Raw genomic sequence first — 26,418 nt, 5'->3', positions numbered from 1 at the left:
TTTTTGGAAATTTCCTTGATAAAGTGCTCGCACCTATGGAAGACATGCCTTCGGTGCCGGAGAGGGCGCATTGGTCGGAACGATTCGGGGTCTTTGGCTCCGTGATTGTTTTTATTGTAGAACTCGTGCAGATTTTGGCGATCTCCGCAGCGATCATCATCCCCATCCGCGCTTTTCTGATCCAGCCGTTCATTGTGCGCGGCGCCAGCATGGAACCGAATTTTTACGACAATGAGTATCTGGTGATAGACGAAATCTCCTACCGGTTTCGTGAGCCCGAGCGTGGCGAGATTATTGTTTTCCAATATCCCCGGGACCCAAGCCAGTATTTTATCAAGCGCGTTATCGGGCTTCCTGGCGAAACAGTCGAGGTAGATGAGGGACGCGTAAAGATTTATAACGACGCATACCCCGAGGGACTTCCGCTTAAGGAGCCGTATCTTGATGGCGCCGAGACCGTGGGGAAGAAGCGCGTAGAACTCGGAGCCCAGGAGTATTATCTTCTGGGCGACAACCGGGATTACAGTCTTGACTCGCGCAGTTTCGGTCCCGTCGGGCGAGACTTAATGGTCGGCCGCGTCTGGTTCCGCGGCTTCCCGTTTTCGCGTCTTGGAGGATTTCAAACGCCCGTGTACGATACCCTTTAATCTATGCCTGCCAAAAAACCGCTAAAGAAGAAATTTGTTAAGCCGGTACCGTTGAAGGAAGAGAAACCCAAGCCGTCCCCAGAGGAGGCCGAGAACATGCCAAAAAAAGGCGTGAAGGTTATTGAGACCTTGCGTGGGTTCCGCGACGTGCTTCCCGAAGAACAGGCGTATTGGGACATTATCCGTGACCGTGCGCGCTCGTTTGCGGAATATTACAGTTTCTCAAAGATCGAGCTCCCGCTCTTAGAGTACGAGGAACTGTTTAATCGGAGCGTGGGGAAAGCCACGGACATCGTCGAGAAGGAGATGTATACATTCGAGGATAAGTCTGGCGCGCGCGTGGCACTCCGTCCCGAAGCGACTGCACAGATCGCGCGGGCCTATGTGAATCACGGCATGTTGAACCGCCCGCAACCGGTAAAGTTTTTCTATCTCGGCCCCATGTTCCGGCACGACCGACCACAGGCAGGACGGTATCGCCAGTTCCATCAATTCGGGTTTGAATCCATCGGGGAAGCTGATCCTATCGTGGACGCCCAGCTTATAGTCATCGCTTCTCGTTTTTTCCGCGACCTGGACATTCCGGCGATTGTGGAGGTCAACTCGATTGGCACCGCCGAAACGCGACGGGAATACATCATGGAGCTGGTCGCGTACTTCCGCCAGTTCCGCTCGCGGTTGAGCGAGGACGATAAAGTGCGTCTCCAAAAGAATCCGCTCCGACTTCTTGATTCAAAAGACCCTACAGTAAAAGAGCTGCTTGCTGAAGCGCCGCAGATTGTGGATTGGCTGGATGAAGAGAGCAAGGCACATTTCATGAAAGTCTTGGAATTTTTGGAAGAGGTGGAAGTGCCGTATCGCTTGAATCCGTTTTTGGTGCGCGGGCTTGATTACTACAACAAGACAGTCTTTGAGCTCTACACATCGAGTGAAAGTTCCTCGACGGCGACGCAGGGGGCGCTTGCGGCTGGCGGGCGATATGATGGTTTGGTGGAATTGCTGGGCGGACGCGAGGGAACACCGGCGTGCGGGTTCGCTGTGGGGATTGAGCGTGTCGTGAATGCCATGCGCGAACTCAATCTACATCCTCCCGCTCGTTTTCAACCCAAGATTTTCTTTGCGCAGCTGGGCGATTCCGCGCGCCGCAAGGGACTGAAACTTTATGAAGAGTTTCGGCTTGCTGGCGTGCCGGTGGCGGAAGCGTTTGGCAAAGGAGCGCTCAAGGCGCAACTTGAGATGGCCAACAAACAGGAAGCTGCCATCACGCTGATCTTGGGCCAAAAAGAGGTTCTGGACGGGACGATTATCATTCGCGATATGGAATCGGGAGCCCAGGAAATCGTAGATGCAAACAAAGTTGTCTCGATGGTGAAGAAACGCCTCGGGTTGACAGAATAATGTGCGATCGGTACCGTATGCCCACCTCTGGGAGGTGAAACTATGTTGAAAGTCACACGCAAAAAAAATGAAAGCTTTGAGAGCCTCTTCCGCCGCTTCAGCCGCCGCATGCAGTTGAGTGGACGGACGCTTCAGGTCCGCAAGATTCGTTTTTTCAACGCCGAACCGAACAAGACGGCACGCCGCGCCTCGGCTTTGCGCCGACTGGAACTCTCGGTCATGCGCGAATACCTTATGCGTACAGGACAGTGGAAGGAAGAACCGCGGCCGACGCAAACGACACGAACATAACACAAAAGAACGGCCACGCGCCGTTCTTTGGTTTCCACAAAATTCTGTTATACTAGTTTCCACTATGCTTTCCGAACGTATCCACGAAGATCTTACTTCTGCGCTCAAGCAGAAGGATGCGGGTAAACTTTCGACGCTGCGCCTTTTGCAGTCTGCCATGAAATATCGGCAGATCGAGGTGGGGCACGCGCTTACCGATGAAGAGGCGACGGCCGTGATCCAAAAAGAACTCAAGGCGCTCAAGGACGGGCTCGTCTCCTATGAATCGGCGGCGCGCGAGGATTTGTCGCAGAAAGCGCGTGCGGAAATTGCCACGCTTGAAGCCTATCTCCCTGCGCAAGCGAGCGATAGCGAGATCGAAACGGTCGTGCGCGCCGTCATCGAGGAGACGGGTGCCAAGACGAAAGCGGATATTGGAAAGGTTATCGGAGCGGCGGTGAAGCGTCTGGTCGGCCGGGCGGATGGCGCGCGCGTCCGTGCGACTGCCGAGAAGATTCTCGTGTAGTATCCACACAAGATAAAGAGAAAGTAGAGTATAATAGACGCATGCGGTTTGTGGGTGCAAAACGCAGCGCTCTTTTTTTAGCCATCACTCTTAGCGTGACGGCGGGTTTGTTTTTTCTCTCGTCGATAGCATTCGGCGCAGAAGCAGGGCTTGGCGCAAATCTTTCTGACATTGGCGCTCAGGGTCTGCCCACACAAGACGTTCGCGTGATTGCAGCAAAGATTGTTCGTGCGGTCATTGGGTTTTTGGGCATCGTCTTTGTCTGTCTCATTGTGTACGCCGGTATTCGCTACATGCTGGCAGGTGGCGATCCCAAGAAAATCCAAACCGCGCGCGGCATCATTCGCACCGCCGTCATCGGTTTGGCTATCGTGCTTGCGTCTTACGGAATCGCTTCGTTTATCTTAAGTGCGCTTCTGCGCTCGCTCGGGCTTCGCCAGCCATCTACCTCTACCAACATTGCCGGCTTTATTGAACCGCTTTCGGGAGCGCTGGGGCAGGGGATTATCGAAGATCATTATCCCGCTCGCGGAGCGGTAGAGATCCCGCGCAACACAAAAATTATCGTGACATTTAAAGAATCGATGTTTGTTGACTCCCTCATTGCTCCGGGCACGATTGATCCGGTGGCCGAAGTCCCGCGGGGTAAAGTGAATGCGGGCAATGTGAAAATTTACCGTACGGCTGATGGGGTTGCGGGCGCTCTTGTGCAAGATGCCGTAGACGTCACGTATACAGCAGACAAAAAAATCTTTGTCTTTGACCCGGTGGAGTTTATTGGAAGCGCAGAAGAAGAGCAAAACTACTCTGTCCTTTTGGATGCCGATATTTTGAAACTTGGCCCTGACCTTACGACAACGTTTCCGGCCTTCCCTCCGCCCAATACCACGGGCTATGCCTGGTCATTTACGGTCTCCACGGTGGTGGATATTACCCCGCCCTATGTGCAAAGCGTTATTCCTGTTGCCGATCGGACTGTAGACCGCAATATCGTGGTGCAAGTGAACTTCAATGAGGCGGTAGACCCTACCGCCACGGCGGGAGTGCATCGTCCCACCGCCACGCCGGCAAGATTTTTCTCAAACCTCCAAGTGCGTGACGACGATAGTGACGCGGTACCGGTAGAAGGCACATGGCGCATCACAAATGGGTACCGCACGACCGAATTTACGAGTTTTGACCAATGCGGCGAGAACGCTTGCGGAGGAGCAATCTTCTGTCTTCCAGGGAATGATGACTTTACGCTTCTGGTGCGTGCCGCCACGCTCGGCGCCGAACCGCCTCAAGCGCTCTTTACGGCTGTGGGCTACGATGGCGTGGTGGACGTGGCAGGGAATTCTCTGGATGGAGGTGGGAAAAACGGCGACGACCAAAATCTTATTGCCAATGGGCCGCCAGCCAACGCGGCACTGACGCCAGAGCCGGACGACGATCTTGCCATAGACAACTTTTGGTCATTTTTTTCAACGACGGATGATGTAAACCTCGATCGCCCCGCCATCGCGTCCTTGCTTCCCACGTTAAATCAGCCCGACGTGGATATTTCTGCCCCCGTGCGCGTGACGTTTGATGTGCCGATGCGTGTAGGGTCACTAACGAACACGAATATGGGCATTGCTCCGCGCCCGTTCCATGAAATTTGGTATCGGCCTCTTGCGGAGGGAGTGACGGTGCCCGCAGTCCCGCCTGCGACGGAGCCAGAAGTCGTGGGGACCGTTGCGGTTTTGGAGCACGGGTCGTTCCTGGACTACCTGGAGGATACCATCACACAGCTGTACTACCCTTTTATCAATAACGAAGTGGAGTCGGCCTATCAAATTTGTTATTACCCCGCCTATGGCCCGCCGGGGGATTGCGCCGTGGATGCCTCACAGCCAAGTTGTTGCGACGGAAATGCGCTTGCCTCCGGCTCGTGTCCCCTACCGCCCATTTTCTCTCCTCCCGCTCCCTAGAAACCTTGCATGAAACGCCGCATCATCTCCCAACTGGTCTTCCTCCTCTCTCTCGGCGCACTCGTGTGGCTTCCCGATATTGTTTTTGCCGCCTCGTCGCCGATTACCGAGGGCCTCGGAGATTTTGCCACACAAGCGGGGTTTGGAGGGACATCGGACATCCGTCTTATCATTGCGCGGCTTGTGCGCGCAGCGATTACGTTCTCTGGCGTGGTCTTGATTGGCATGATCTTGTACGCCGGGTTTTTGTGGATGCTCTCGAAGGGAGAAGAGGAAAAGGTGCGCAAAGCGCGCGGCATGATTATTAATGCGGTCATCGGGCTTGCCATCATTTTGGCGTCCTTTGCTATTGCGCAATTCGTCATTTCATCGCTCGTGGGCGCCACGTCGCAGAACAACGTCATTGGGGGGCCGGAGGATACAAATTTGAGCACCTGCGCCACATGTCCTGCCGACTACCGCACACAATTTGTCGTTACGTCGTGGGGGTGTCTGGCCTCGGTTCCCTCGGTGCCGAGAAATGCGGAGATTCAGATTCTCTTCAATCGAAACCTTCCCACGTCCGCGAGCGCCCTTGCCCCTTACATAACCGTGACGCCTGTCGGAGGGGACGCTATTTCCACGGATCTCTCCGCTTCTGGCCGTGTGCTTACTGTTCTGCCGGATGCTTCTTGTCCCAGTTCTTCTGAGCGCTGCTTTGAGCCGGCGACTTCTTACGAAGTACGTGTTTCTGAGGGTCTACGAAGCGCGGACGGCGTAGAGATTGCCTGTTCGCTTGCCGCGCCGTGCTCCTTTGGTTTCACCACGACAGATGCCATAGATACAACGGGGCCAACCGTGACTATTACTGATCCGTCGTCTGGCGCGCCTGTCTACGAGGGCTACCCCCTGTCTCTGCAGGCAAGTCTTACAGATGATTCCGGTGTGGGCGTGACCACCTTTACGGTAGATAATACAGCCGTGGATTCTGCGGGTCCGGCATCCTGTGCGGGGGACGGTCCCGTGAGCTGTCTTGCATCGGGTTCGTGGACGCCCGGGAACCTTACCCCAGCGAGTACCCATGCCATTCGCGCGGTGGCGGCAGATTGTGCCGGTAATCAAACGACATCCTCCAGCGTGCCCGTGACGGCTCTTGCCCCGCACTGTACCGACACCATTCAAAATGAAGATGAGGCGGCGATAGATTGCGGCGGGGAGGACTGTCTTTCTTGCGATGCGTCGGTGTGTGTCCAAAACAGCGATTGCACGTCGGGGCTTTGTGTAAACGGCGTTTGCGTCACGGGTCCGCGGATTCAATCGGTTTCGCTTGGCAATGGCGCGCCGGATAATTTCGTCACGATTCACGGAACAGGTTTTGGTGCACAAGCGAACATCGTGTACTTCTACGGTTCTCCGGATACCGAGGCGGATGACATTAAAGTGGATCCCATTGCGTGTCCGGCGCCGAGCTGGAACAACACGCAGGTAGTTGTGGCGGTACCTGCCGAGGCAGCAGATGGGGCGATCGGCGTGGTAAAAGCAGAGACGGCCACGACGCCAGGAATTACCGACCGAACGGATGACGATTTCGGCCCGCTTATCCAAGACTTTGATGTGAATGACGTGCGCCGTCCTGGGCTCTGTGCGGTAACGCCGGGCAACGGCCTGCCCGCTACGCGCATCTCGGTGGTGGGAAATAATTTTGGGGAGGATCCGACGGTCGGGGCGTTTTACTTGAGCGGTCCGTCGGTATATCGCGCGTCATTCTTTCCCGCTGTGGATACGTGGCTTGATGCGCTTATCAGCTTGCTTGTTCCGCCGAGTACTCCGGGCGACTACGATCTCCAAGTGTTCGTGAATGATGAGGGGTCTAACACGATTGACTTCAGTGTTCTCTCACCGGAAGATGCCTCCAGTGCGCCGTTCATCAGCGAAGTGACATCCGGCCGGTCCTTGTGTGAAAACGATATCGTACATGCGGGGCAGCTTTGTGTGTCCGATACGCAGTGTGGAACCGGACAATGTGTTGCGCATCCGACCGAAGGTGGCGTGGGGCAATACGTGACTATTTTAGGCCAACGATTTGGATCTACCGAAGGGGTGGTTGTCTTTCAGGACCCTTTGCTTGGCGATGTGGTGTTTGAACCGGACTTTCCCGCTGCGTGCCAGAATGCATGGTGGACGGACTCGGCGATTGTGGCGCAAGTGCCAGCCAGTATGACCACGTCGGAGGAATCCAATCCCAAATCTATTTTTGTGCGCCGTGCGGATTACCCTACGAGTCCGCAAAGTAACGCGGAGGATTTCACGGTTGTCTCGGCGCCTGCAACACCCGGCGTTTGCGCGCTTGCGCCTGTGGCGGGGCCTGTGGGGACAGCGGTGAATATTTACGGAAGCAATCTTGGCGCAAGCGCGTCGGAAGTGAGTGTCACCTTCCACGATGGGGTAGCCGCAAGCCCGGTTGGCTTCACTTCTTCGGAGAACGTCAGCGCTCCTGTACCGACGGGCGCCATTTCAGGTCCGGTTTCTGTGACGGTTCTTGGCGCACCATCAAATGAGCTTCTCTTTGCGGTAGGGAATTGCCAAGAGACGCCCTCGTTGTGTACGGCATCGCAAATTTGTTGCTCGAACGGCAGTTGCGCGGCAACGCCCGCCGCCTGCGGGGAGCCAAGTGTGAACGCCCAGTACGTGTATCATTTCTCGACCGGCCCCATCCCGAACTATCCGACAATCCGTACGCAGTGTGATACCTCATTTATTTCCCCCACGCCCTCAACACTGTGGAGCGATGGGGATGCCGTCTGTACAAATGCGGTGGTCTCTGTTTCCTTCACTCCCGGCCTTCCCGCGAGCGGCATGGACATCTCTACGTTTACCAACGGCTCATTCTACGTAGATCGGTGTACGGGGACGGGAGTGGATCCTTGCGAGACGGTTGCCACAGGACATCTTGCCGGAGACTTTCTGCTCTCGACGAATCTCTCCCTGATCTTCTCGCCTGCGACGGCTCTGCTTCCCGATACCTGGTATCGCGCGACGGCGACCACAGGTATTAAAAACAACCGTGGTGTTCCTCTGGCACAGGCGTATGCATATCGATTCAAGACGCGCTCCAGCACCACTCCCTGCGAAGTAGAAGAGGTGCTCGTAAGTCCGCCAGATTATACGGCGACGAGCGACGAGACGATTCCGTATGTTGCTCTGCCTGCAACGGGGGCGTGTGTGCTTATCAACCCTGATGATTACGCCTTTGCGTGGGAACTCGACCGGCAGGGAAAGAACATCCACTTTGATGTGGATCCGCCCTACACGGTAACACTTGGGGATCCGGAATCGGCCACGCCGGCAACAACTCTTCTTGATGAGGTTCCGACCAACCTTGCAGATCTTGCCGATGCTCTCCTGGCGCTGCAAACGATCCTCCCTGAAGCGCATGCTCTGGTAGGGCCAACAGCTGCGACGCTCACAAGCACGAACACGGCTCTCGCAGCAGAGACCGTCACGGTCTTCTCGCTGCTCAATCCTGTGCTGCTTGCCGGTGATACGCTCTCTTCGGCGCTTGATGCTGCAGAGGAGGCCGCAGATCCCGTGACGGCAGATCCGCAGTACGGTCCTCTTGAAGGGGACATCAACGATGCGCTCCTGTTTTTGGGGAATGCCGCGCAGGCCTTTGAAAATCTCCAGCCTATCTTTGTGGTGCCTGAAGAGGAAACCAATGCGGGACAGCCGGCACTTGTCACGGCCACGCCCATTGGCTACAGCATCTCTGACACGGAAGAATTGATCGTGAATTTCACCGACCCCGCCGTATCTCTCGCGTACCCACAGTGCACGACAGCCTGTGTGAACGCAGAAGTGGGTGCCGTTTTTAACACGGCCATGCAAGCAACAGGAACGACGGGGCTTACGGGGAGTCACGTTAATGCGGTAAACGTGCTTGAACCAAATGTGCGCGTTTTTGCCTGTGAGGATGAGTTCTGTGCAACCTTCAATCCGACCTCTCCTGTCCCCACAGCGCTCTCTTTTGTAAACGATCCATTGGACGTCGAAGACGGCGTTGCACTTACACTTGCCGGGGATCTTTCTCCCTCGATGTATTATCGTGTGATGATCTGGGGGGGGATTACATCGGAGCCGCAAAGTCCTACCGTGCCGGGAATTCCCCTCTGGGGGGTTACGAATCCGGACGGCACACCGGTTATACCGCTCAACTACGGGAATTATTATTCGTGGGTTTTCCGCACGCGGGATAATGCGGCCCCCTGCGGGATTGGGAACGTTGCTCTCTCCCCCCTTGAGGTGATTCTTGAAGCCGTGGGGGACCGCGCAAGTTTCTCCGCGTCAGTGACGGGGCGACCGGACAGCTGTGCCGTGGCCGGCCAAGTATTGAATCCGCTTGCTTACGCATGGGATTGGCTGGTGAATCAAGTGACGAACTCTGCCACGAATACGCAGATCTCGGTAGCGACATACCTTCCCGACGGCACGCTCACGGCCACTCTTGACACTGACACCGATCGTGCTCTCTCGTGCAGTGCACAGTGTTTGCGTACGGGGACGATTTCGTATGCGGCGGTCTGCGGAGATGGCATCGTCAATCCTTTCTACGAAGATTGTGATGTCGCGCTTGACCCCATTGGGTGTTCTCCCACGTGTCAAACCGTCGGGGTGACCGCATGTGCAAACCCCGCAACCGATCTGTTGTGTTGTGGCAATGGTATCCGGGAAGGGCGCGAAGAATGTGACGACAACGGCAACCTGGACGGCAACGGATGTTCCGCAACATGTCTTAACGAAGGTTCGACGGCGGCGGGACTTACATGTAATGACGGAACGATTTCACAATTCGACACAGTAACACCGGACGGCCGTTCCGGCGGGGAGGAGTGTGAAGACAGCAATACGATAAGCGGCGATGGGTGTTCGGCGCAGTGTTTGCGCGAAGGTTCCACTCCAAGCGCCGATATTGGCGTGCACTGTGGAAACGGTGACGTCGAAGAAGGGGAAGATTGTGACGACGGAGGTATCACGAGTGGGGACGGGTGTAGCGCGAATTGTTTAGCTGAACCGCTCGGTCCGGGTGTCTGGTCGCGCACAACCCCCACGGGAATTTTGAATGGTGTCTGTGGTTCCAACGGGAGAGAGTACAACGTGACGACAGGAGCCGGCGAGGAGTGCGATGATGGAAATACGACAAGTGGTGACGGGTGCTCCGCACAATGCCAGAACGAAGGCTCGTCGGTTTTCTATCCGGTGCCATCCTTCTGTGGCAACGGCGGTCTGCCGGAACTTGGAGAGGAATGTGAAATTTCCTCAAGCGCGGATGATGGGGTGGGGCCGTACGATCCCCTCCAGACGCTTGAAATCGAGGCCGTTGCCACCCAAGCGGTCGTGGACGGGGAAGTCCGTACGACGCTTCGCGCAACGGGTTCGGACGATGCAACAGAGACTTCAGCGTTTGGCACGGCCGAGATCGGTCTTTCGTGCTCCTGCACAACCGATGCGACATGCGGCGAGCCGGCCCTGCTTGGCTGTGGGGTGAGTGACTGCTGTTTTGATCGTCCGGCGGTACAGGAAAGCACCACGGTTCCGCTTGCCACCACGAGTGCCGGCGTGTGTCGAAACGCGCTTGTGCGTGTGGCCTTTACGCAACAAATGGGTGAAGAGAGCATTTTGGAAGATAACGGGACGAAGCATATTGTGCTTACGGCTTTTGGGGAGGACACGAACGGCAATGGCGCTTACGACTCGGCCGACGTACGCTACACGACGGCCTCTGATTGCCCCACGAATACGACGCCCGTCATCGTGCAGGATTTTTCTGACCGTCCGTGGTATGCCCGTCTGTGGCAGAATATTTTGCGCGTGGTGGCGCCACGCGCGTGGGCGGGAAGTGTGAGCTGCATTGTCGCCTCCAATCTCTCCATCGAAGATGTCGAGACGAATCCTGATGAGTTCATCACACGCGTGTCGGTGCTCTACAACCAAATCCTTGAACCACAGACGCTCTACCGCATTTTGGTAGAAGCGGATGCGAACTATACGGATGCGAATCCTGATGGGGTATTGAGTCGATGGGGCGTTGGGCTCGTGGGAAACTCCTCGGTCTTTGCCAACTTTGAGGCATCGTGGTCCCGTATTTTTGCTACGGGGAATACTATTTGCGACGTAGATTTTGTGCAGGTGGAAGACCTCTCCGCGAGCCCCGGCCTGTTTACACAGGCGAACACGGCTCATCCACTTGCGGCGGAGGCGATGACACTTATAGGGCCGTTGGCGCAACCTATCGTGAGTGTGCCGGGAGTGTATGCGTGGGCATGGAGCGGAACTTCCGTCTCTACCACATGGGGGTGGAATTCGAGTGTCGCCGACCCCAATATTGTCGTTGTGACTCCCGGTGCTTCAACCAGCGCCAACACAACAGCAACTGCTTCCACGGCAAACCCCGCGATCAATGGGGTTGAGAATGTCATGGCGCAACTGCGTATCATGGAAGATACGGTTCTCTCACCCACTACCGTTGGGCGAATCGTGGGCGGCACGGTAGAGGAGCGCGTGTTCCTTTGTGAAAACCCGTGGCCGGCTGTGGGACATTTCCCGTTTGTAGATTCTGCCTGGTATGCGGGAGACCCAGCGCCGGGCATTACGCTTACTGCGCCCTACACGAATTTCTCCGCATTTTATTGCCGTGATGCAGGGGAGCGCGGCACGAGTGACGACTTACCGGCTCTCTCGGTTGTCCAAAAAACGCAGAACATTGCGTCACCGGGGATTTTTAAGGAGTTCCTTTTTGCCGTGGACGATCCGGATATACACGACGCGATCGGTGTGCGCGTGCTCTCCAACAGCAACTATCTCTCTCCCGCCGAGTGGTTTGCCGGTCAAGGATTTGTCGGCTCTCCTGCTGCGGAATCGGTGGACGGGTTCGAGGGTGTGCGTGACGGCCGAACGGTCTACGTTTCCGCACCTAACACCGGCGCGGCGCTCTATCCCAATATGTATGCGATTGCGTACAACGAAGGGGCGTCAGCGGAAACCAGGCAAATCTATCAAGCTATGCTTGGGGCATGGGAATTTGCCGGTGCACGTGACTTGACGACAGGGCTTTTGACCGTCACAAACGGCCGGGTTTGCGCAACGCCTCTCCCAAGCGGGGACATGGACCCGATCGAAGTGAATGGGGAGCTTGTTGCGTGCTCAACGGATGCAGAGTGCGCGGCGGTGGCAACGGGAGGTTCGCCGGCGCTTTGCGATGCCGACAAGGACAAGCTCCGTCGCGATCTCAAGCGTCTTACGGACGTACGCACTATTGGCGAGGCCCTTACATCATACGGCGAGACGCACCGGCACTGCAGTGTCACTAAAGATCAACTCTGTTTTGAAGACAGCGATTGTTCAGGCGCCGAGGAATGCGTGGCGTCGGTGCCGACGCTTGGATCGGGGACGTATATCCCCTCATTCTCCCTTTCTGCCTGGCCAAGCTGGCAGGCGCAATTGGCCAACGCGCTTGGCCGCGCGGTCCCGACAGATCCGCTCAACACATTTGTGAGCTGTCCGGATGGCTACGACGCAGAGACGTGTTACAACGCTCTGGCAGCGCAGGCGATATGTCCGGCAGATTCGCACGTGTACACCTATCGAAGTATCGGCGGGGAAGAGTTCTGGCTTTCGACCGATTTGGAATTTGGCGTGGCTCCTCCTGCCGAGACGACGCTCGCGTGGGCCTCGCCCGTGGATGTGGATTCCCCCCTCCCTAATCTCGGGACATATTATGTCGGCAACGCAAATCTTCCCTCTCCGTTTGCGAGCACGCCTGTACTTGGCGGATTCCAAAATGCGCGCACCTGTAATGGAGCGACCTTCACCGCAACGAATGTCTGCGGAGACGGGTTGATTGGATCGGGAGAAATCTGCGAAGTAGGAGAGACAACATCTGTTTCTTGCTCCACGAATGTGTGTGCAAACGCCGTGAACCTCTCGTTTAATGGCCTGCCTTGTACTACCGCCAGTGATTGCGGAAGCAACGGCTCCTGTGTGGCCACATCGGGAACGCGCGCCGTGCCGTGCGTGGGGCCGTCGGACGCGTCGGGCCTGGGATGCCAAGCCTTCCAGACTGCTTCTACCTCTGCCGCCTGTATTCCTAACTACTGCGGGGATGGCGTGATTCAAGGTTCGGAGACGTGTGATGATGGGCCGCTCAACGGTCAATATGGGTTCTGTGCGACCAACTGCACGTGGACGAGTGCGGTCTTTTGCGGGGATGGACTTATCGGGGGAGCTGAAGCCTGTGATTGCGGCAGCGCCGCGTCCTTTAACTTGCTGGCGCCCACTCCGCAATGCCGCACGGCGTCGGCAAGTTATCTCAACGGTCTGTACTCGACAGATCCTGCATATGGATGCGCAGCGGATTGTTCCGGGACTGCTCCTTCGTGCGGGGACGGTACCGTAAACGGTGCCGCGGAAGAGTGTGATGGCACAAACGAGCAGTGGAACGGGAAACTCTGTGTCAATGGGGATCCGTGTACGACAAATGCAGAGTGTGCCGACGGCTCTCTCTGCGGCGACCCCGCACTTTCCTGGGCGGGAGTCTGCCCTGCAAGTACGGCGTCTGATACGCTTGGTCTTCCGCAAACGCGCACACGTGTGTGTAACGGACTTGGACTGCCGCCCTATACCAATGCGTGCCGGTGGCCTACAACGACGGGGATCCCGGGCGGCTGGCAGGCCTGTGCACCTGTGGGATCATGCGGCAACGGCATTCCGGAGGGGATCGAGGAATGCGATGATGGAGATACGGACGAACAGGATGCGTGTCGGAATAACTGCACGCAAAATGTCTGCGGCGACGGCGTGCGCAACGTTGGCGTTGAGTCATGCGACCTCGGCGGACAAAACGGGGTGCCCTGCAATCCCGCCTACAGTGACACCTGTAACTATTGCTCTGCCACATGTACGTACCAGACGGTCACGGGTGGTTACTGCGGCGACGGCGTTATCAACGGCGGAGAGGTATGCGATGGAGCAAGCGTGCCGTCTTACTGCTTCAAGGGAGCAATCAACCCCACCGAACGAGTGCGCGGCGAAGTCTGTGGGACGGATGCGGATTGCCCCTTCGACTACACGTGCGAGGCGCTTGTGGGTACCTGTAATGGCGGGTCTGCGACGGCCGTTGATGGGGAATATGTGTACAACGGATTTCCTTGCGCCCAACCCCCTCCGGAAACTTTTGACTATAACAAGGCATGCGGAGACCCAATCTTTAATCCTGACACGTTTGGAAGCTGCGTGCTTCAAGATTGCAATGCTTCCTGCTCGCTTGCATGTCCGTTCACACTCGAACAAGGAGCTGTGCTGGCGCAAAGCGAGACGGCCGTCAATCGAACGACCTCGGTGGATTTGAGGAGCTACTTGTCAGAAGACCCTGCCACCGCCGGCGCTCCCGATAATGCCACTCTCTACTTCCCGGCCTGTACTGTGGGTTCGGCGCTGTACGCCTCGGTGAGCTTTGATGATGTCGAACCACCCAACATAGATCTCATCTTTCTTATTGATTATTCGACTTCCATGTCCTACGAGATTGATGGGACACCGCCAGAAGCAGACGAATCAACCCGTCTTGATATTGTGAAAGAAGCGCTCGTAGATGCGGCAGACGAACTCTATGACGCGTTCCCCAACGGCAATCTTGCAAGCGGCATTGTCATCTTCAATGAAGTAAATCCAGCTACCGATGTGCTTGCAGAGAATCCTCTACCCAATGCCTCGTTCACGGCAAGCAAGAGTGAACTTGTACTTAACCTTTCCCAACTAGCAAATCCGGGCACGGGGTTGGGTACGCATACGGCGTACGGGCTTAGCCGCGCATACGAACTTCTCACTACCGATCGGCCAGATACGGACGTGCGTATTGTGATTCTTGTTTCCGATGGGGAATCGGACGATCTTCTCGCTGCCGCTGCCGCGTCTGACACGCTTGACACCCTGGAAAATACGGTTATCTATACGGTCGCCTTTACTTCAAACGACGACGAAATTGCCGTCAATAATCATTTTTCGAGTGATGTATGCGGCGTGGACTTCTATGAACTTAACAATAGCGACGGCACGCCGGAGTGTGCGCCTCCCGCCGATGGCGTGGAATATGCCTATAACGCTCCAGACGCCGATGGTTTCCAGGCAGTGGTAGACACCATCACCGCAAATATTCTGGGTCTCAGTTTGAACTACGAAACTACGACAGGCTTTGCGGGGGGTGTCGCAAGCGAAGGCGATGATGTCCTTCTCCCGTTCCCGCCCGGATTTGAATGTCCCGCAAGTGGCGCTTTCCAGATTCCTTTCCACATCAACTTCAACGGGTCGGGTACAGTGAATCTTTCCGACCTCCGTTTGGAGTACTGTCCGCAATAATATGGAAGAACCCCTGCCGTACAATAACTACACGCCGCCGTGGTATGAGGACGCGCATAACTGGGTCATGATTGGCGTAGGGATTTTTGTGGTGCTTCTTGTGATTCTCGGTGCTGTCTTTGGTGTACGCTGGCGCGCGAATCAACGGCTTACCGCTCTTGAGCGTGCAGGGCAACAGCAGGCCACCACCGAGCGCGTCAACGGGGAACTCGCCTTGTGTGAGAACGCGAGCGATCCCGAGGCTTGCCGTCAAAATCTTGTTTCGGGCACAATTGTAGCCAGTGGAACGCTGGAAGCCTGCCTTGTTCTTCCCGCGGGCGAACAATTTCCCTGTGTGCGTGATATTGCTATCCAGAAACAAGATCCGGACGTGTGCCGAAGCCTTGAGGGGAGCGAGCGCATGGTGTGTGAGAGTTATGTCTTTTTGACACAGGCGAAAGAAGCAAAGGATTATGCGCGGTGCGGGCGAGTGGAGGAGGAGAACCTGCGCGCATCTTGCGAGAGCGAACTCCTCCGTTACGTGGTTGAGCAGGGATCTTGTCGTTCTTACGGCGTTGCCGAGGCGGTATGTATGGATGCCGCGTTTCTTGCTCAGGCGCTCGAGATGGGAGACGTCGCGCTTTGCGATCGTCTCTCGTCTGCCGGTCAAACCGAGACGTGCCGTAAAGACGTCCTGGCGCGCGATGCTGATGGGGACGGCCTCTCTCTTAAGAACGAGCAGATTCTTGGTACGCGGCCGGATGTGGTCGACACGGACGGGGACGGACTCTCTGATGGGGAAGAGCGTCAGCGCAACACGAACCCCACAAATCCCGATACGGATGGGGATGGATATGGCGACGGGGAAGAGGTAAAGGGCGGGTACAATCCAAATGGCCCGGGGCGCTTGTGAGCAAAACAAAAAGCAAATTGCTATAATACATTTGTATGTTCGATGACCAAAAACCCACCAGCACGCCGCCCGAGGATATTTTCTCTGGCATGGATGCAGCAGAAGCACCACCAGCACCGGTGAGTGCCCCCGCAGCAAGACCTCCTGTGCCGGAACCTGTTGCCCCGCCGCGTCCTACAAATCCGCCGCTTTTTGAGGGGAAGGGAGGAGCCATGCCGGCTGGGCTTGATCCCGACGAGCAATTTTCACGCGCTCCCGCGTCTTCTCGCCCGGCTCCGACGGTTGTCCCACGGGGAAGGGGGAGGTCTGTAACGAAGATCGTCGCGATCGTTGTTGTTATCGCTGTTCTTATCCTTGCCGCCTTCCTTTTGGCGGGGCTCGTTCTGCGTTCGCGCAAGGCCGTCGTGCCGGAACAGCCGACGGCCGAACGTCCGGCCTCGACCCTTGACGTCACCACGCCGCTTGAGGAAGTCATTGATACAAAAGAGGAGGACTTTACGTTTGTGGAAGAGGAACCGGAGCCGGAACCTGAAGCGCCGGTGCTGGCGCCAGATTCCGACCGTGATGGGCTGACCGACGACGAAGAAGCGGCGCTTGGCACGTCTGTGCGTTCGGCCGATACAGACAACGATGGACTCTCCGACCGTGATGAGATCAAGGTCTGGTCTACGAATCCTCTCAATCCCGATTCTGACGGCGATAGTTTTCTCGATGGCCAGGAGGTTCGCAGTGGCTACGATCCCAAAGGCTCCGGGAAACTTCTTGAAGTTCCACGGAGCTAACACTTTATGCCCGTGACCCCGGAAGCATCTTCGAGCGTTCCACAGAAGCCCGAATCAGCTTTGGGAGGGGTTCATGTTCTTCCAAAAGAATATCAAGGGGGAAAAATTCCCCCGGGAAGTTCTTTAACACCAAAGGCCCTTATTCACCAAGCACCGAAGGTTTCTCTCTCTCTTCCACCACAAAAACCCCAAATTCCAGTGAAGCCAAAAGTGTCGGGGCCGACGCATCGCCGCCATGTCAGACTGATTGTCGGTGGGGTAGTCTTTTTGGCTCTTCTTGGTGCTCTCGCCATAGTCTTTCTTTTGGTGCCGGAGGTGTCAGAGCAGGCACCTACAACGCCCGCTCCCGTAGTGACGATTCCGCAACCCGCGCGCCAGGTGCCACCAGAACCGGAAGAACTGTCTCCCACGCCAGAACCTGATGTCTTTTTGCGGGAGCCTGTTCCTGGACGCGATCTTGATAGCGACGGACTCACAGACGCGGAGGAACAACTCTTTGGCAGTAACCCCCGCCTTCCTGACACCGATGGTGATGGGTTTTTAGACAGCAACGAAGTTTTTCATGGGTATGATCCGTCTCTGGCGGCGCCCGCCACGCTGCTTCTATCGGGGCGGCTGACGGAGTTCCGCCGGCCTACTCACCCGTTTGTGTTTCTCTATCCCACACCGTGGAATGTGACGACGGACGGGGATGCTATTCTTTTGCGGTCGCAGACAGGTGACCGTGTCCGTGTGGAGTCTGTTTCTCAGATCGAGACGCCCACGCTTCAAGAGGCAATCACTTCTGTATTTCCGGAAGAGACGAACCTCTTTGCCGAGCTTGATGTTTCAAAGACCCGCCTCTCGTTTCCTCTTGCTGTGACAAAAGATCACCTGCGCGCATTCGTGCTTTTGCCCGAGGGGCTTGTCCATCTGCGCTACGACGTCGCGGAGGGGAAGGAGACCGTTGATTACGTCCAAACGCTTCAAGCGATCGCGCAAAGTGTCGAACCTGCATCTCACCCGCTATGATTACCCTTGAATATATGCCAGGCAGGGAGCGCCCGAGGCTTTCCCGGGCGGCTCTGGAGGAGGCAGCGGCTCTTGTGGGGAAAACGCTTGGTGTGCGCACCACACTGCCGGTTTCGGTGGCACTTGTGGGAAAGAGTGCTATGCAAAAGCTTAATCATGCGTATCGGGGAGTGGATGCGCCCACAGATGTCTTATCGTTTTCCTATGATGACGAGGAAGTGTTTGGCGAGGTCGTGATATGCCCCGCGATAGCAAAGGGACAAGCGCAAGCGGAGGGGATTGCTGTGCGCACAGAGCTTCTCACTCTTTTTGTCCACGGGCTTCTGCACTTATTCGGGTTTGACCACATACGCGCGAAAGATGCGCGCGTCATGATCCCGCTTCAAGAGCGCATCCTGGCCCGTCTTCTATGATCCGTCTTTCCTTTCTTGGCAAAAGCATCTTTGCAGCCATCCGCGGCGCCGCGCATGTGTGGAGGAGCGAACAGAATTTTCGTATTCAAATTTTTGCGGGCCTTCTTGCTATTGTTCTTGCTGTGATGGCCCGTCTTGAGCTTTGGAAGCTTATCACGATTATTTTGCTCGTCGCGATGGTGCTGATTCTCGAAGTGGTGAATAGCGTGTTCGAGCGGCTCTTGGATCTTATAAAATCACGGCTCCACCCTTCCGTGCGCGATATGAAGGACATGCTTGCTGCGGCGGTACTTCTCGCATCGCTCACGGCGCTTGGCATTGGCGTTGTCTTTTTCTTGCCGTGGCTGCGAACTGTTTTCTTGTTCACGCGTGGGGGATAGCGTATACTTCTTTTGATCACTATGAAGTCGCAGGATGTCATTGTTGGACTCGATATTGGCTCGCGCGCGGTGCGTGTCGCGGTGGGTCAGCGCCAGGAGCGCCCAGATGGGGGAGCGCTTCATATTATTTCTGCCGTAGAGGTGCCGTCTGAAGGGGTAAGCAAGGGGACGATTACGAGTCTGGAAGATGCGGTATCCTCGGTAAGTAAAGCACTCGAGAAGGCTGAACGCATGGCGGGCCAACCGCTTGTGAGCGCGTGGGTAGGGATTGGCGGCCCGCACATTATTGCGCAGGAAAGCAAAGGGGTTGTGGGAGTCGCACGCGCGGATGGGGAGATTCGGGAGGAAGACGTTGATCGCGCGATTGACGCGGCGCGCGCGGTGGCTACACCGGCGAATTATGAAATCATTCATGTTATCCCGAAGAGTTTTACGGTAGATGGGCAGCGTGGCGTGAAAGATCCCGTGGGCATGAATGGTATTCGGCTTGAAGTGGATGCCGTCATCATCCAGGGGCTCACATCGCAGATGAAAAATCTGACCAAGAGTGTCTACCGGACGGGGATTGATATTGATGACCTCGTATTTTCTGGTCTTGCGACGGCCGAGTCGCTCCTCACAAGCCGCCAGAAGGATTTGGGAGTTTGTGTCATGAATCTTGGGGCTTCTACAACGAGTTTGGTGGTGTTTGAGGAGGGAGATGTGCTTCATACGGCCGTTCTTCCCATCGGCTCGGATCACATTACGTCAGATATTGCTATTGGGCTGCGGACGTCACTTGAAACGGCTGAAGCTATCAAACTTGCATGTGGAAATGCGGTCTCAGACGGCATCGGGAAGAAGGACGAGGTCCGTCTTTCTGACTACGGAGCCGCCGAGGACGAAGAGGTATCGCGAAAATATATCGTAGAAATTATCGAAGCTCGCGTGGAGGAGATATTTAAAAAAACAGACGAGGAGCTCGCGCGCGTAGGCAGATCGGGCATGCTCCCGTCAGGAATTATTTTAGCCGGTGGCGGGGCGAAACTCCCCGGCATCATAGAGGTAGCCAAGCGCCAGCTTCGCCTCCCGGCCACGCTAGGGTCGTGCATTGGGGTAAACACGGTGATTGACCGTGTCCGGGACCCGGGCTTTGCGACAGCCGTGGGACTCGTGAAGTGGGGAGAGCAAATTATGGCGACATCTTCGGGGAACGCGTGGGGAAATCTCTTTGCAAAATGGCGCAATGTGGAGAATGTGAAGAAGTCGCTCGTAGGATGGTTAAAATCACTCCGGCCATAAGTGGATAGGATGTGAGTTGTGTGCTTGACACCCGCGCGCGCGGGTTTTATGCTTCTGAGTAATTCTCGTATACAAAAGAGAAGCTAAGTGAACACAAAGTTTATTCATGCGACGTTCTCGTATGCCAGAAGTGAAACCTGACTTTGAAACATTTGCCAAGATTAAGGTGGTTGGCATCGGCGGCGGCGGCGGTTCGGCGGTGAATCGCATGATTCTGGAGGGGATCAAAGGGGTCGAGTTTATTGCCATCAATACGGATGTCCAAGCGCTCCATCAAAATTTGGCAAAGTCAAAAATTGCCATTGGTAAAACCATCACGCGCGGACTCGGTGCCGGCATGAATCCAGATATCGGGAAGCGTGCGGCTGAGGAAAGCCAAAACGATGTTCGCAATGCGCTCAACAATGCGGACATGGTTTTCTTGACAGCGGGACTTGGCGGGGGAACCGGCTCGGGAGCGATCACCGAGATTGCTAAACTCGCAAAGGACGTCGGTGCTCTCTGTGTGGCGGTCGTCACGAAGCCGTTTACTTTTGAGGGAGCACAGCGTCGCCGTATCTCGGAGGAAGCATTTCAAAATTTGATCCAGTATGTAGATACGGTGATTACGATTCCCAACGACCGCGTACTCCAAATTATTGATAAGAAGACATCGCTTTTGGACGCGTTCAAGGTTGTCGATGACGTGCTTCGCCAGGGGGTGCAGGGGATCAGCGAACTTATTACGATCCCGGGCCTTATCAACGTGGACTTTGCGGATGTTCGAGCCATCATGGAAAATGCCGGCTCGGCTCTTATGGGTATCGGGCGCGCATCGGGTGATAACCGAGCGGTAGAGGCGGCTAAACAGGCGATTGCGAGCCCATTGCTGGAACTCTCCATTGATGGCGCGCGCGGTATTCTCTTTACGATAACCGGTGCGGACAGTCTTGGGATGCATGAAGTGGCCGAGGCGGCGAAAGTCATTACGGGATCGGCCGATGAAGACGCGCGTGTGATTTTTGGCGCGAACATTGACAAAGAAATGGGAGATGAAGTTCGCATCACGGTGGTGGCTACGGGATTTGATTCTCGCGAGCGACGCAGTATTGCTGCGCATGGCGCCACGGAGGTACCAGCACAGTCGAATTGGACACCTGCGTCCCTTTTGCGCCGCGAGACGCCAGAGCCGAAGACTCCCAAAACGCCGTCGGTGCCGGCACGCCCCGTGGTGATGCCGCGCCTGCAACCGGCGCCAAAGCCGGCCCCCGCTCCTGTTGCCCGCCCAGTTCCTGCGGAACCATCAAAAGAAAAAGAAGAAGACGATCTCGAGATCCCTGCATTTATCCGCAAAAAGATGATGTAGTATAATACCGGACAGCTATGTACTGTCCGGTTTGTCATCACAAGGAGTCCAAAGTGGTAGATTCGCGCCTCACGAATGAGGGGATGAGCATTCGCCGCCGTCGGCAATGCGAAAAGTGCGAGTACCGATTTTCGACGCTCGAAGAAATTGAACTTCTCGGTCTGACGGTCGTAAAGCGTGATGGGCGGCACGTGCCCTATCAACGGGAAAAACTTTTACGCGGACTTGAGCGGTCGCTCGAAAAACGTTCGTATACGGAATCCGCTTTTCAGCGGCTTGTTCATCATGTCGAGCGTGATATTCAGAAAGCCACGAAGACGGGGGAAATTACCAGCGCGCGCATCGGGGAGATTGTTATGGCGCACTTGAAGCGTTTTGATAAAGTTGCCTACATTCGTTTTGCGTCTGTGTACCGGTCATTTGAAGATGTAGAGCGGTTCGAGCGCGAACTGCGTGACCTTCTGCGCACCCGCCGGCGCAAAACGAAGAAGCCCAAACGTTAACGTATGAACGACACGCAAAAAGAGACAAAATTTATTCTTGCCACGACGGTTGGCGCGCTCGCCGGCGCCGTGGTGGCGGGGGCCGTGAGCGTGGGGCTGTGGCGCTTTCTGTTGCCGTTCTCTTCGGGGGATGCTTCGCCGGCTGTGCAGCGCGGCATGATCCAGCTTATCGAGGAAGAATCTGCCACGATCCATGTGGTAGAACAAGTGGAGCCAGCTGTGGCAAGCGTCATTGTGCGCAAACCTAAAAGCCAGGTTTCTTCCCCCAATACGTTTTTCTTGGGCCCTTTTGGCCTTGTGCCACAAACGCCTGTTCCAGGAGAGGGAGATGACGAACTTGTAGATGTGGGAGGAGGAACGGCGTTCTTTGTAACTACGGATGGTCTCCTTCTCACCAATCGCCATGTGGTTTCCGCTGAAGGCGCCTCGTTTTTCATCAAAACACAAGAGGCGAAAGAGTATCGCGTCGAGGTTGTGGCCAGGGACACGCTCTACGATGTTGCGGTGCTGCGCGCGCTTCCAAAGGAAGGTGAAGCGCTTCCTGTATTTTCTCCCGCCACCCTTGCCTCATCAGACCAGCTGAAGATCGGGCAGACGGTCATCGCAATTGGAAACGCGTTTGCAGAGTTTCAGAACTCGGTTACGAAGGGCATCGTTTCAGGCAAACACCGCCGTCTTGTGGCGGGGGATGGCGCGGGCAGTGAAGTGATCGAAGAAGCGATTCAAACAGATGCCGCAATCAACCCCGGAAACTCCGGTGGCCCGCTTATCAATCTTTACGGAGAAGTTGTTGGTATCAACACAGCAGTTTCTTCTCAAGGACAGGGAGTGGGTTTTGCTATTCCTATCCATGTGGGACGCAAAGCCGTGGAAGATGTCAAAGCGTTTGGCCGTATTATGCGCCCGTGGCTTGGCGTTCGCTACGTCATGCTGACGGCAGAAAATGCGTCGGCGTACGGGTTTGCGGGGTCGGCGCGCGGCGCGTACGTACTTCCACGAAGCCAGACGGAACAAGTGGGAGTCGTGGCCGGTTCTCCCGCCGAGAAGGGTGGCGTGAAGGAGGGGGACGTCATTAAAAAAGTGAATGACCATGTGTTAGGAGAGGACGATACGCTGGCCAGCGTGCTTGGAGCGTTCCGGCCAGGGGAAAAATTAACGCTCGAAGTCCTGCGCGAGGGGAATACCCAGACACTTTCCATAACACTCGAGGAGCTTACGGCAGACAAACTCAAATAGTGTGAACGAGACGCGCACAAAAATCATCGCGACGATCGGGCCTTCGAGCCAATCCGTGCCGACGCTCCGGAAGATGTTCGAGGAGGGACTGGTCGGCGCGCGATTGAATTTTTCCCACGGCACGCACGCGTCGCACACACGACTTGTGCGCAACATCCGCAAGGCCTCGCGATTAGCAAAACGCAATGTCACAATCCTTGCAGACCTTCAGGGTCCGAAACTTCGGCTCGGCGGGCTCCCGGTAAGTTTGCGTGTTTCGGTGGGCGAAGTGGTCACGCTCCCGTTTCCCTTTGGGCGCATGTTGAGGGGGTTAAGGCGGGGAAGCCGGATCCTTCTACGCGATGGAGATATGGAAGCGGAGTATCTCTCTGTGTCTCGCGGGACCGTGAAACTCCGTATGCGAACAGGGGGCGAGGTCGAATCTCACATAGGGTTCCATATCCCCGGCAAAGAGCTCCGCGGTCTTCCTGCTCTTACGCCAAAAGATGAAGAGGATGTTGCCTTTGCTTTGTCACTTGGAGTGGATTGGGTGGTTCTTTCGTTTGTCACCAAGACGACCGAGGTGCGAGCGCTCCGAAGACTTCTTGCGCGCGTGCCGTCCTTGCGCCGGCCAAAAATTATGTTGAAGATTGAACGTGCAGCGGCTGTTGCGCGATTCCCCAAACTTCTTCCCCTGGCCGATGGCATCATGATCGGGCGCGGGGATTTGGGTCTTGATGTGCCGCCGGAAGACGTGCCCCTTATACAAAAACGTCTTGTCGCCACATGCCGGCGCCGTGGAGTGCCCGTGGTGGTTGCGACACACCTGCTTGAATCTATGGTGGAGCGATCGCGTCCGACGCGCGCCGAAGTGAGCGATGTCGCCAATGCTGTTATTGATCATGTGGACGCGCTTTTGCTTGCTGGCGAGACAGCAAAAGGAAAGTATCCTGTAGAGGCAGTTGCCATGATGACAAAGGTCATTGCACGCACCGAAGCTTCATCGTATGATAACGTCACTGCGCGTCTGCCTCGCCGGCCGACGAAAGAAGAATCTCTGGTGTTCTCGGTCGCAGAACTTTCACGCGCCAAGCGCATTAAAGCGATTGCCATTCCTGCCCAACATCGAGCTCTTGTGGACGCGCTTGACCGGTTTCGTCCGGAGGCACCTTTGTTCTTTCTTTCTGCATATGATGCAGAACTTCGTGGACGGTTGGTGGGATGGGCCACGCACCCGGTGAAAGTGCCTCCCACACTCTCGCTCGACGACCCCAAAGCCATTGCGGCGTTTCTCCGGAAGACAAAAGGCGCGCCGCGCGGTATGCCCATCACCGTTTTCTGGTATCGTGGCAGGGAACCACTCTTTACAACTCTTTAATATCTCATAATCTTCTCTATGCGCTACTGCAAACCTCATTGGCCGCTTGTTCTTGGCGTCGTGGGCGCTTTGGCATTTGTTGCCGAATATCTCTGGCAACTTGTTCTTGCCTCCGAAGAGCTTCGGGTATTCCACATGCTTCTTCTTAAAACATACGTCATCGGGTTTACCGGAATGAACACGGCGAGTTTCGTGCTCGGTTTGGTGCAGTGGTTCATCTGGGGGGCGGTCATTGGAGGACTCATCGTGTGGATTTCGGGAATGTGTAAGTGCCAGAAAGGAGAGGGAGGATGTTGCGGGGCCGGTCATTGCGGAGGGTAAGAACAGGAGAATTGCCACGTCGCAAGGCGCGAGGGGCTCTAATCGAAAACCAGGCGCAGGGCCTGGTAGGAAAGGAAGGAACGTTGCTCTACGGCCTAGGCCGTGATAGCAGCCTCGCGCTCACGGCGTCGCTGCTCGTCGTGACGTTCCACCGCGTTGCGGATCTCGTCGAGCGTGAACGTGAGCGTCCACGGTGACGTGGAATCGTCCAGGTTCGAGCGCGTGGGGGTGCCCGTTCAGGAAGCCCTGGCAGTAGAGCGTGAGGGCACGGCCAGTGATCCCGCCCGGGTTGCTCGTTCTCGAGCCAGCCTGCTTCCCGGTCTGGTCGAGGTAGCGACCGATGTTGTAGGTCTCGGTCAGTGGCGTCTGCGACGGCGCGGGCCGGGTGATCTCGTTCGTGTGGGCCGTGGGGCGACCCGTGGGGCCGGAGGGGATGACGCGCGTTCCGCTTCCGGGGCTGCCGTACCTGCTACCGAACTGGTCCAAGAGATCCTCCAGGATCTTTCAGGTGAACATCGCTCTGGGCCGTTTCCCAAAGCGACAGGCAGGAGAATACAAAGAAAACCTTTTTCCGTCAATAAAACTTTCACGTGTGCTCTCGCGTCTCAATATTCAAGCAAAAGGCCTCCAAACATTTTTCGGGGAACTGGAAGCGAAAATCATGGACCACCTATGGCAGGAGGGACCATGCTCCATTACCTGTGTGAAGCGTGCGCTTTCGTCTCATCGTGCCTATTCGTTTAACACCATCATGACGGTATTAAACCGCTTGTGCGCGAAGGGGATCGTACGCAAAAAGAAACGTGGGCACACCACGTGGTTCGAGCCCGTCAAGGCGAAAGAAGAGTTTCTCTCTGGCGTAGCGAATCTTCTCGTCCGTCTCTTCGTGGGGAAGCACTCACCCCTTGCTATGCCGCATTTTCTTGACGCTCTCGATCATCTTTCTCCTTCCGACCGAAAAGAGTTGCGCAAACACTTGTTAAAGCATCGTGTATGATCGAAGCGTGCATGATCGCCCTATCCATTTCTGCTACGGGACTTTTCTTGAGCGGACTTCTTTGGTGGGGACTTCTCGGTGGGGTAGCGGTGATGGGTATGCACATCCGGAACTTTTGGCGCACGCGCGCGCTCTTGTCTGAGGAAGCATTTGGCGTCTCTTTTTGCTGGTCCAGAGACGCGAATGACCCCCTGGCGCGCACTGTTGGTTTGTTTTGGCCTACCATTGTCCTCTCCCGCGAAAAAGCCGCGTATCTTTCCCCGAAACAACTTCACGCGCTTCTTGCGCACGAGGCGTCTCACAAAACATACCGTGATGGACTCTGGCGGAGCCTTCTCCTTTTCTTTGAGCGGTGGCTGTTCTTTTTCCCTACGCTTTCCGACATTGCGGAGCACATCCGCCTGCGCCAGGAAGTCCGCGCCGACCATGCGGCCATACACGCAACAGACGCCTCGGTTCTTCAGAGTCTCTACCTTCTTGCTCCCGAGACAGCGAACGCAAGCCCGCTGTTTGCCTTTTCCTCGCGGCGACTTTCCGTAATTTTTGATGGAGCGTCTCTTTCGTGGCATTTCCACGTGGGACGACTGCTTGTGACGATCCTCTCTCTTACTCTTCTTGTTGCGGTCTTCTCTTTTGATACCGCTTCGGCGGCAACAGTTCCTTCCTGCCAAGAGTTTGTGAACATGAGCGCCATCAACTTTTCCCCTCTGCGGTAGGGGAA

General features: G+C 56.0%; 19 protein-coding genes. All 19 read left to right on the top strand.

All coding sequences use genetic code 11. The features are described from left to right. Positions 1-35: 35 nt before the first annotated feature. The 19 genes from lepB (at position 36) to HYW18_01625 (ending at position 26,413) form a co-directional block, all read left to right on the top strand. Entirely contained in the window at positions 36-647 is a 612-nt protein-coding gene (gene lepB, locus HYW18_01715; protein MBI2484848.1) for a signal peptidase I, read from the top strand. Between the two features lie 3 nt (positions 648-650). Further along, positions 651-2,045, top strand: coding sequence for a histidine--tRNA ligase (locus tag HYW18_01710; protein MBI2484847.1), 1,395 nt, complete (start codon positions 651-653; stop codon positions 2,043-2,045). A gap of 42 nt (positions 2,046-2,087) precedes the next feature. Beyond that, positions 2,088-2,336, top strand: coding sequence for a 30S ribosomal protein S21 (locus tag HYW18_01705; GenBank protein MBI2484846.1), 249 nt, complete (start codon positions 2,088-2,090; stop codon positions 2,334-2,336). Positions 2,337-2,400: 64 nt separating this feature from the next. After that, positions 2,401-2,841 (top strand): GatB/YqeY domain-containing protein, encoded by a 441-nt coding sequence (locus HYW18_01700; GenBank protein MBI2484845.1) that lies wholly within the window; start codon positions 2,401-2,403, stop codon positions 2,839-2,841. A gap of 50 nt (positions 2,842-2,891) precedes the next feature. Beyond that, positions 2,892-4,793: a hypothetical protein gene (locus tag HYW18_01695; protein ID MBI2484844.1), complete on the top strand. Its 1,902-nt coding sequence runs from the start codon at positions 2,892-2,894 to the stop codon at positions 4,791-4,793. Positions 4,794-4,802: 9 nt separating this feature from the next. After that, positions 4,803-15,179 carry a VWA domain-containing protein gene (locus HYW18_01690; protein MBI2484843.1) on the top strand — a complete coding sequence of 3,459 codons (10,377 nt, stop codon included), beginning with the start codon at positions 4,803-4,805 and terminating at the stop codon, positions 15,177-15,179. 1 nt (position 15,180) lies between these two features. After that, positions 15,181-16,071: a hypothetical protein gene (locus tag HYW18_01685; protein ID MBI2484842.1), complete on the top strand. Its 891-nt coding sequence runs from the start codon at positions 15,181-15,183 to the stop codon at positions 16,069-16,071. 35 nt (positions 16,072-16,106) lie between these two features. Further along, the gene (locus tag HYW18_01680; GenBank protein ID MBI2484841.1) at positions 16,107-16,853 is read left to right on the top strand and encodes a hypothetical protein; all 747 of its coding nucleotides are present in this window, start codon (positions 16,107-16,109) and stop codon (positions 16,851-16,853) included. Between the two features lie 6 nt (positions 16,854-16,859). Then, on the top strand, positions 16,860-17,864 hold the full coding sequence (locus tag HYW18_01675; GenBank protein MBI2484840.1) for a hypothetical protein: 1,005 nt from the start codon (positions 16,860-16,862) through the stop codon (positions 17,862-17,864). Further along, positions 17,861-18,277, top strand: coding sequence for an rRNA maturation RNase YbeY (gene ybeY, locus HYW18_01670; protein MBI2484839.1), 417 nt, complete (start codon positions 17,861-17,863; stop codon positions 18,275-18,277). Before HYW18_01675 ends, ybeY begins: the two co-directional genes overlap by 4 nt. Then, complete coding sequence (locus HYW18_01665; GenBank protein ID MBI2484838.1) at positions 18,274-18,657, top strand: diacylglycerol kinase; 384 nt, start codon at positions 18,274-18,276, stop codon at positions 18,655-18,657. The genes ybeY and HYW18_01665 overlap by 4 nt, the downstream gene beginning before the upstream one ends. Positions 18,658-18,678: 21 nt before the next feature. Further along, positions 18,679-19,938, top strand: a complete 1,260-nt coding sequence (gene ftsA, locus HYW18_01660) for a cell division protein FtsA (GenBank protein ID MBI2484837.1) — start codon at positions 18,679-18,681, stop codon at positions 19,936-19,938. A 121-nt stretch (positions 19,939-20,059) separates the two neighbouring features. Further along, positions 20,060-21,283, top strand: a complete 1,224-nt coding sequence (gene ftsZ / locus HYW18_01655; protein ID MBI2484836.1) for a cell division protein FtsZ — start codon at positions 20,060-20,062, stop codon at positions 21,281-21,283. A 17-nt stretch (positions 21,284-21,300) separates the two neighbouring features. Continuing rightward, positions 21,301-21,786 (top strand): transcriptional repressor NrdR, encoded by a 486-nt coding sequence (nrdR, locus tag HYW18_01650; GenBank protein MBI2484835.1) that lies wholly within the window; start codon positions 21,301-21,303, stop codon positions 21,784-21,786. A 3-nt stretch (positions 21,787-21,789) separates the two neighbouring features. Continuing rightward, positions 21,790-23,022, top strand: coding sequence for a trypsin-like peptidase domain-containing protein (locus HYW18_01645; protein ID MBI2484834.1), 1,233 nt, complete (start codon positions 21,790-21,792; stop codon positions 23,020-23,022). Between the two features lies 1 nt (position 23,023). Beyond that, complete coding sequence (gene pyk / locus HYW18_01640; GenBank protein ID MBI2484833.1) at positions 23,024-24,379, top strand: pyruvate kinase; 1,356 nt, start codon at positions 23,024-23,026, stop codon at positions 24,377-24,379. An 18-nt stretch (positions 24,380-24,397) separates the two neighbouring features. Next, positions 24,398-24,700: a hypothetical protein gene (locus HYW18_01635; GenBank protein MBI2484832.1), complete on the top strand. Its 303-nt coding sequence runs from the start codon at positions 24,398-24,400 to the stop codon at positions 24,698-24,700. A gap of 592 nt (positions 24,701-25,292) precedes the next feature. Further along, positions 25,293-25,697 carry a BlaI/MecI/CopY family transcriptional regulator gene (locus tag HYW18_01630; GenBank protein MBI2484831.1) on the top strand — a complete coding sequence of 135 codons (405 nt, stop codon included), beginning with the start codon at positions 25,293-25,295 and terminating at the stop codon, positions 25,695-25,697. After that, on the top strand, positions 25,694-26,413 hold the full coding sequence (locus HYW18_01625; GenBank protein ID MBI2484830.1) for a hypothetical protein: 720 nt from the start codon (positions 25,694-25,696) through the stop codon (positions 26,411-26,413). The genes HYW18_01630 and HYW18_01625 overlap by 4 nt, the downstream gene beginning before the upstream one ends. Positions 26,414-26,418: the final 5 nt, after the last annotated feature.

The organism is Candidatus Uhrbacteria bacterium (assembly GCA_016187485.1).
Classification (GTDB): Bacteria; Patescibacteriota; Patescibacteriia; order UBA9934; family UBA10169; genus JACPJO01.
This window is presented reverse-complemented; position numbering and strand designations above follow the sequence as displayed.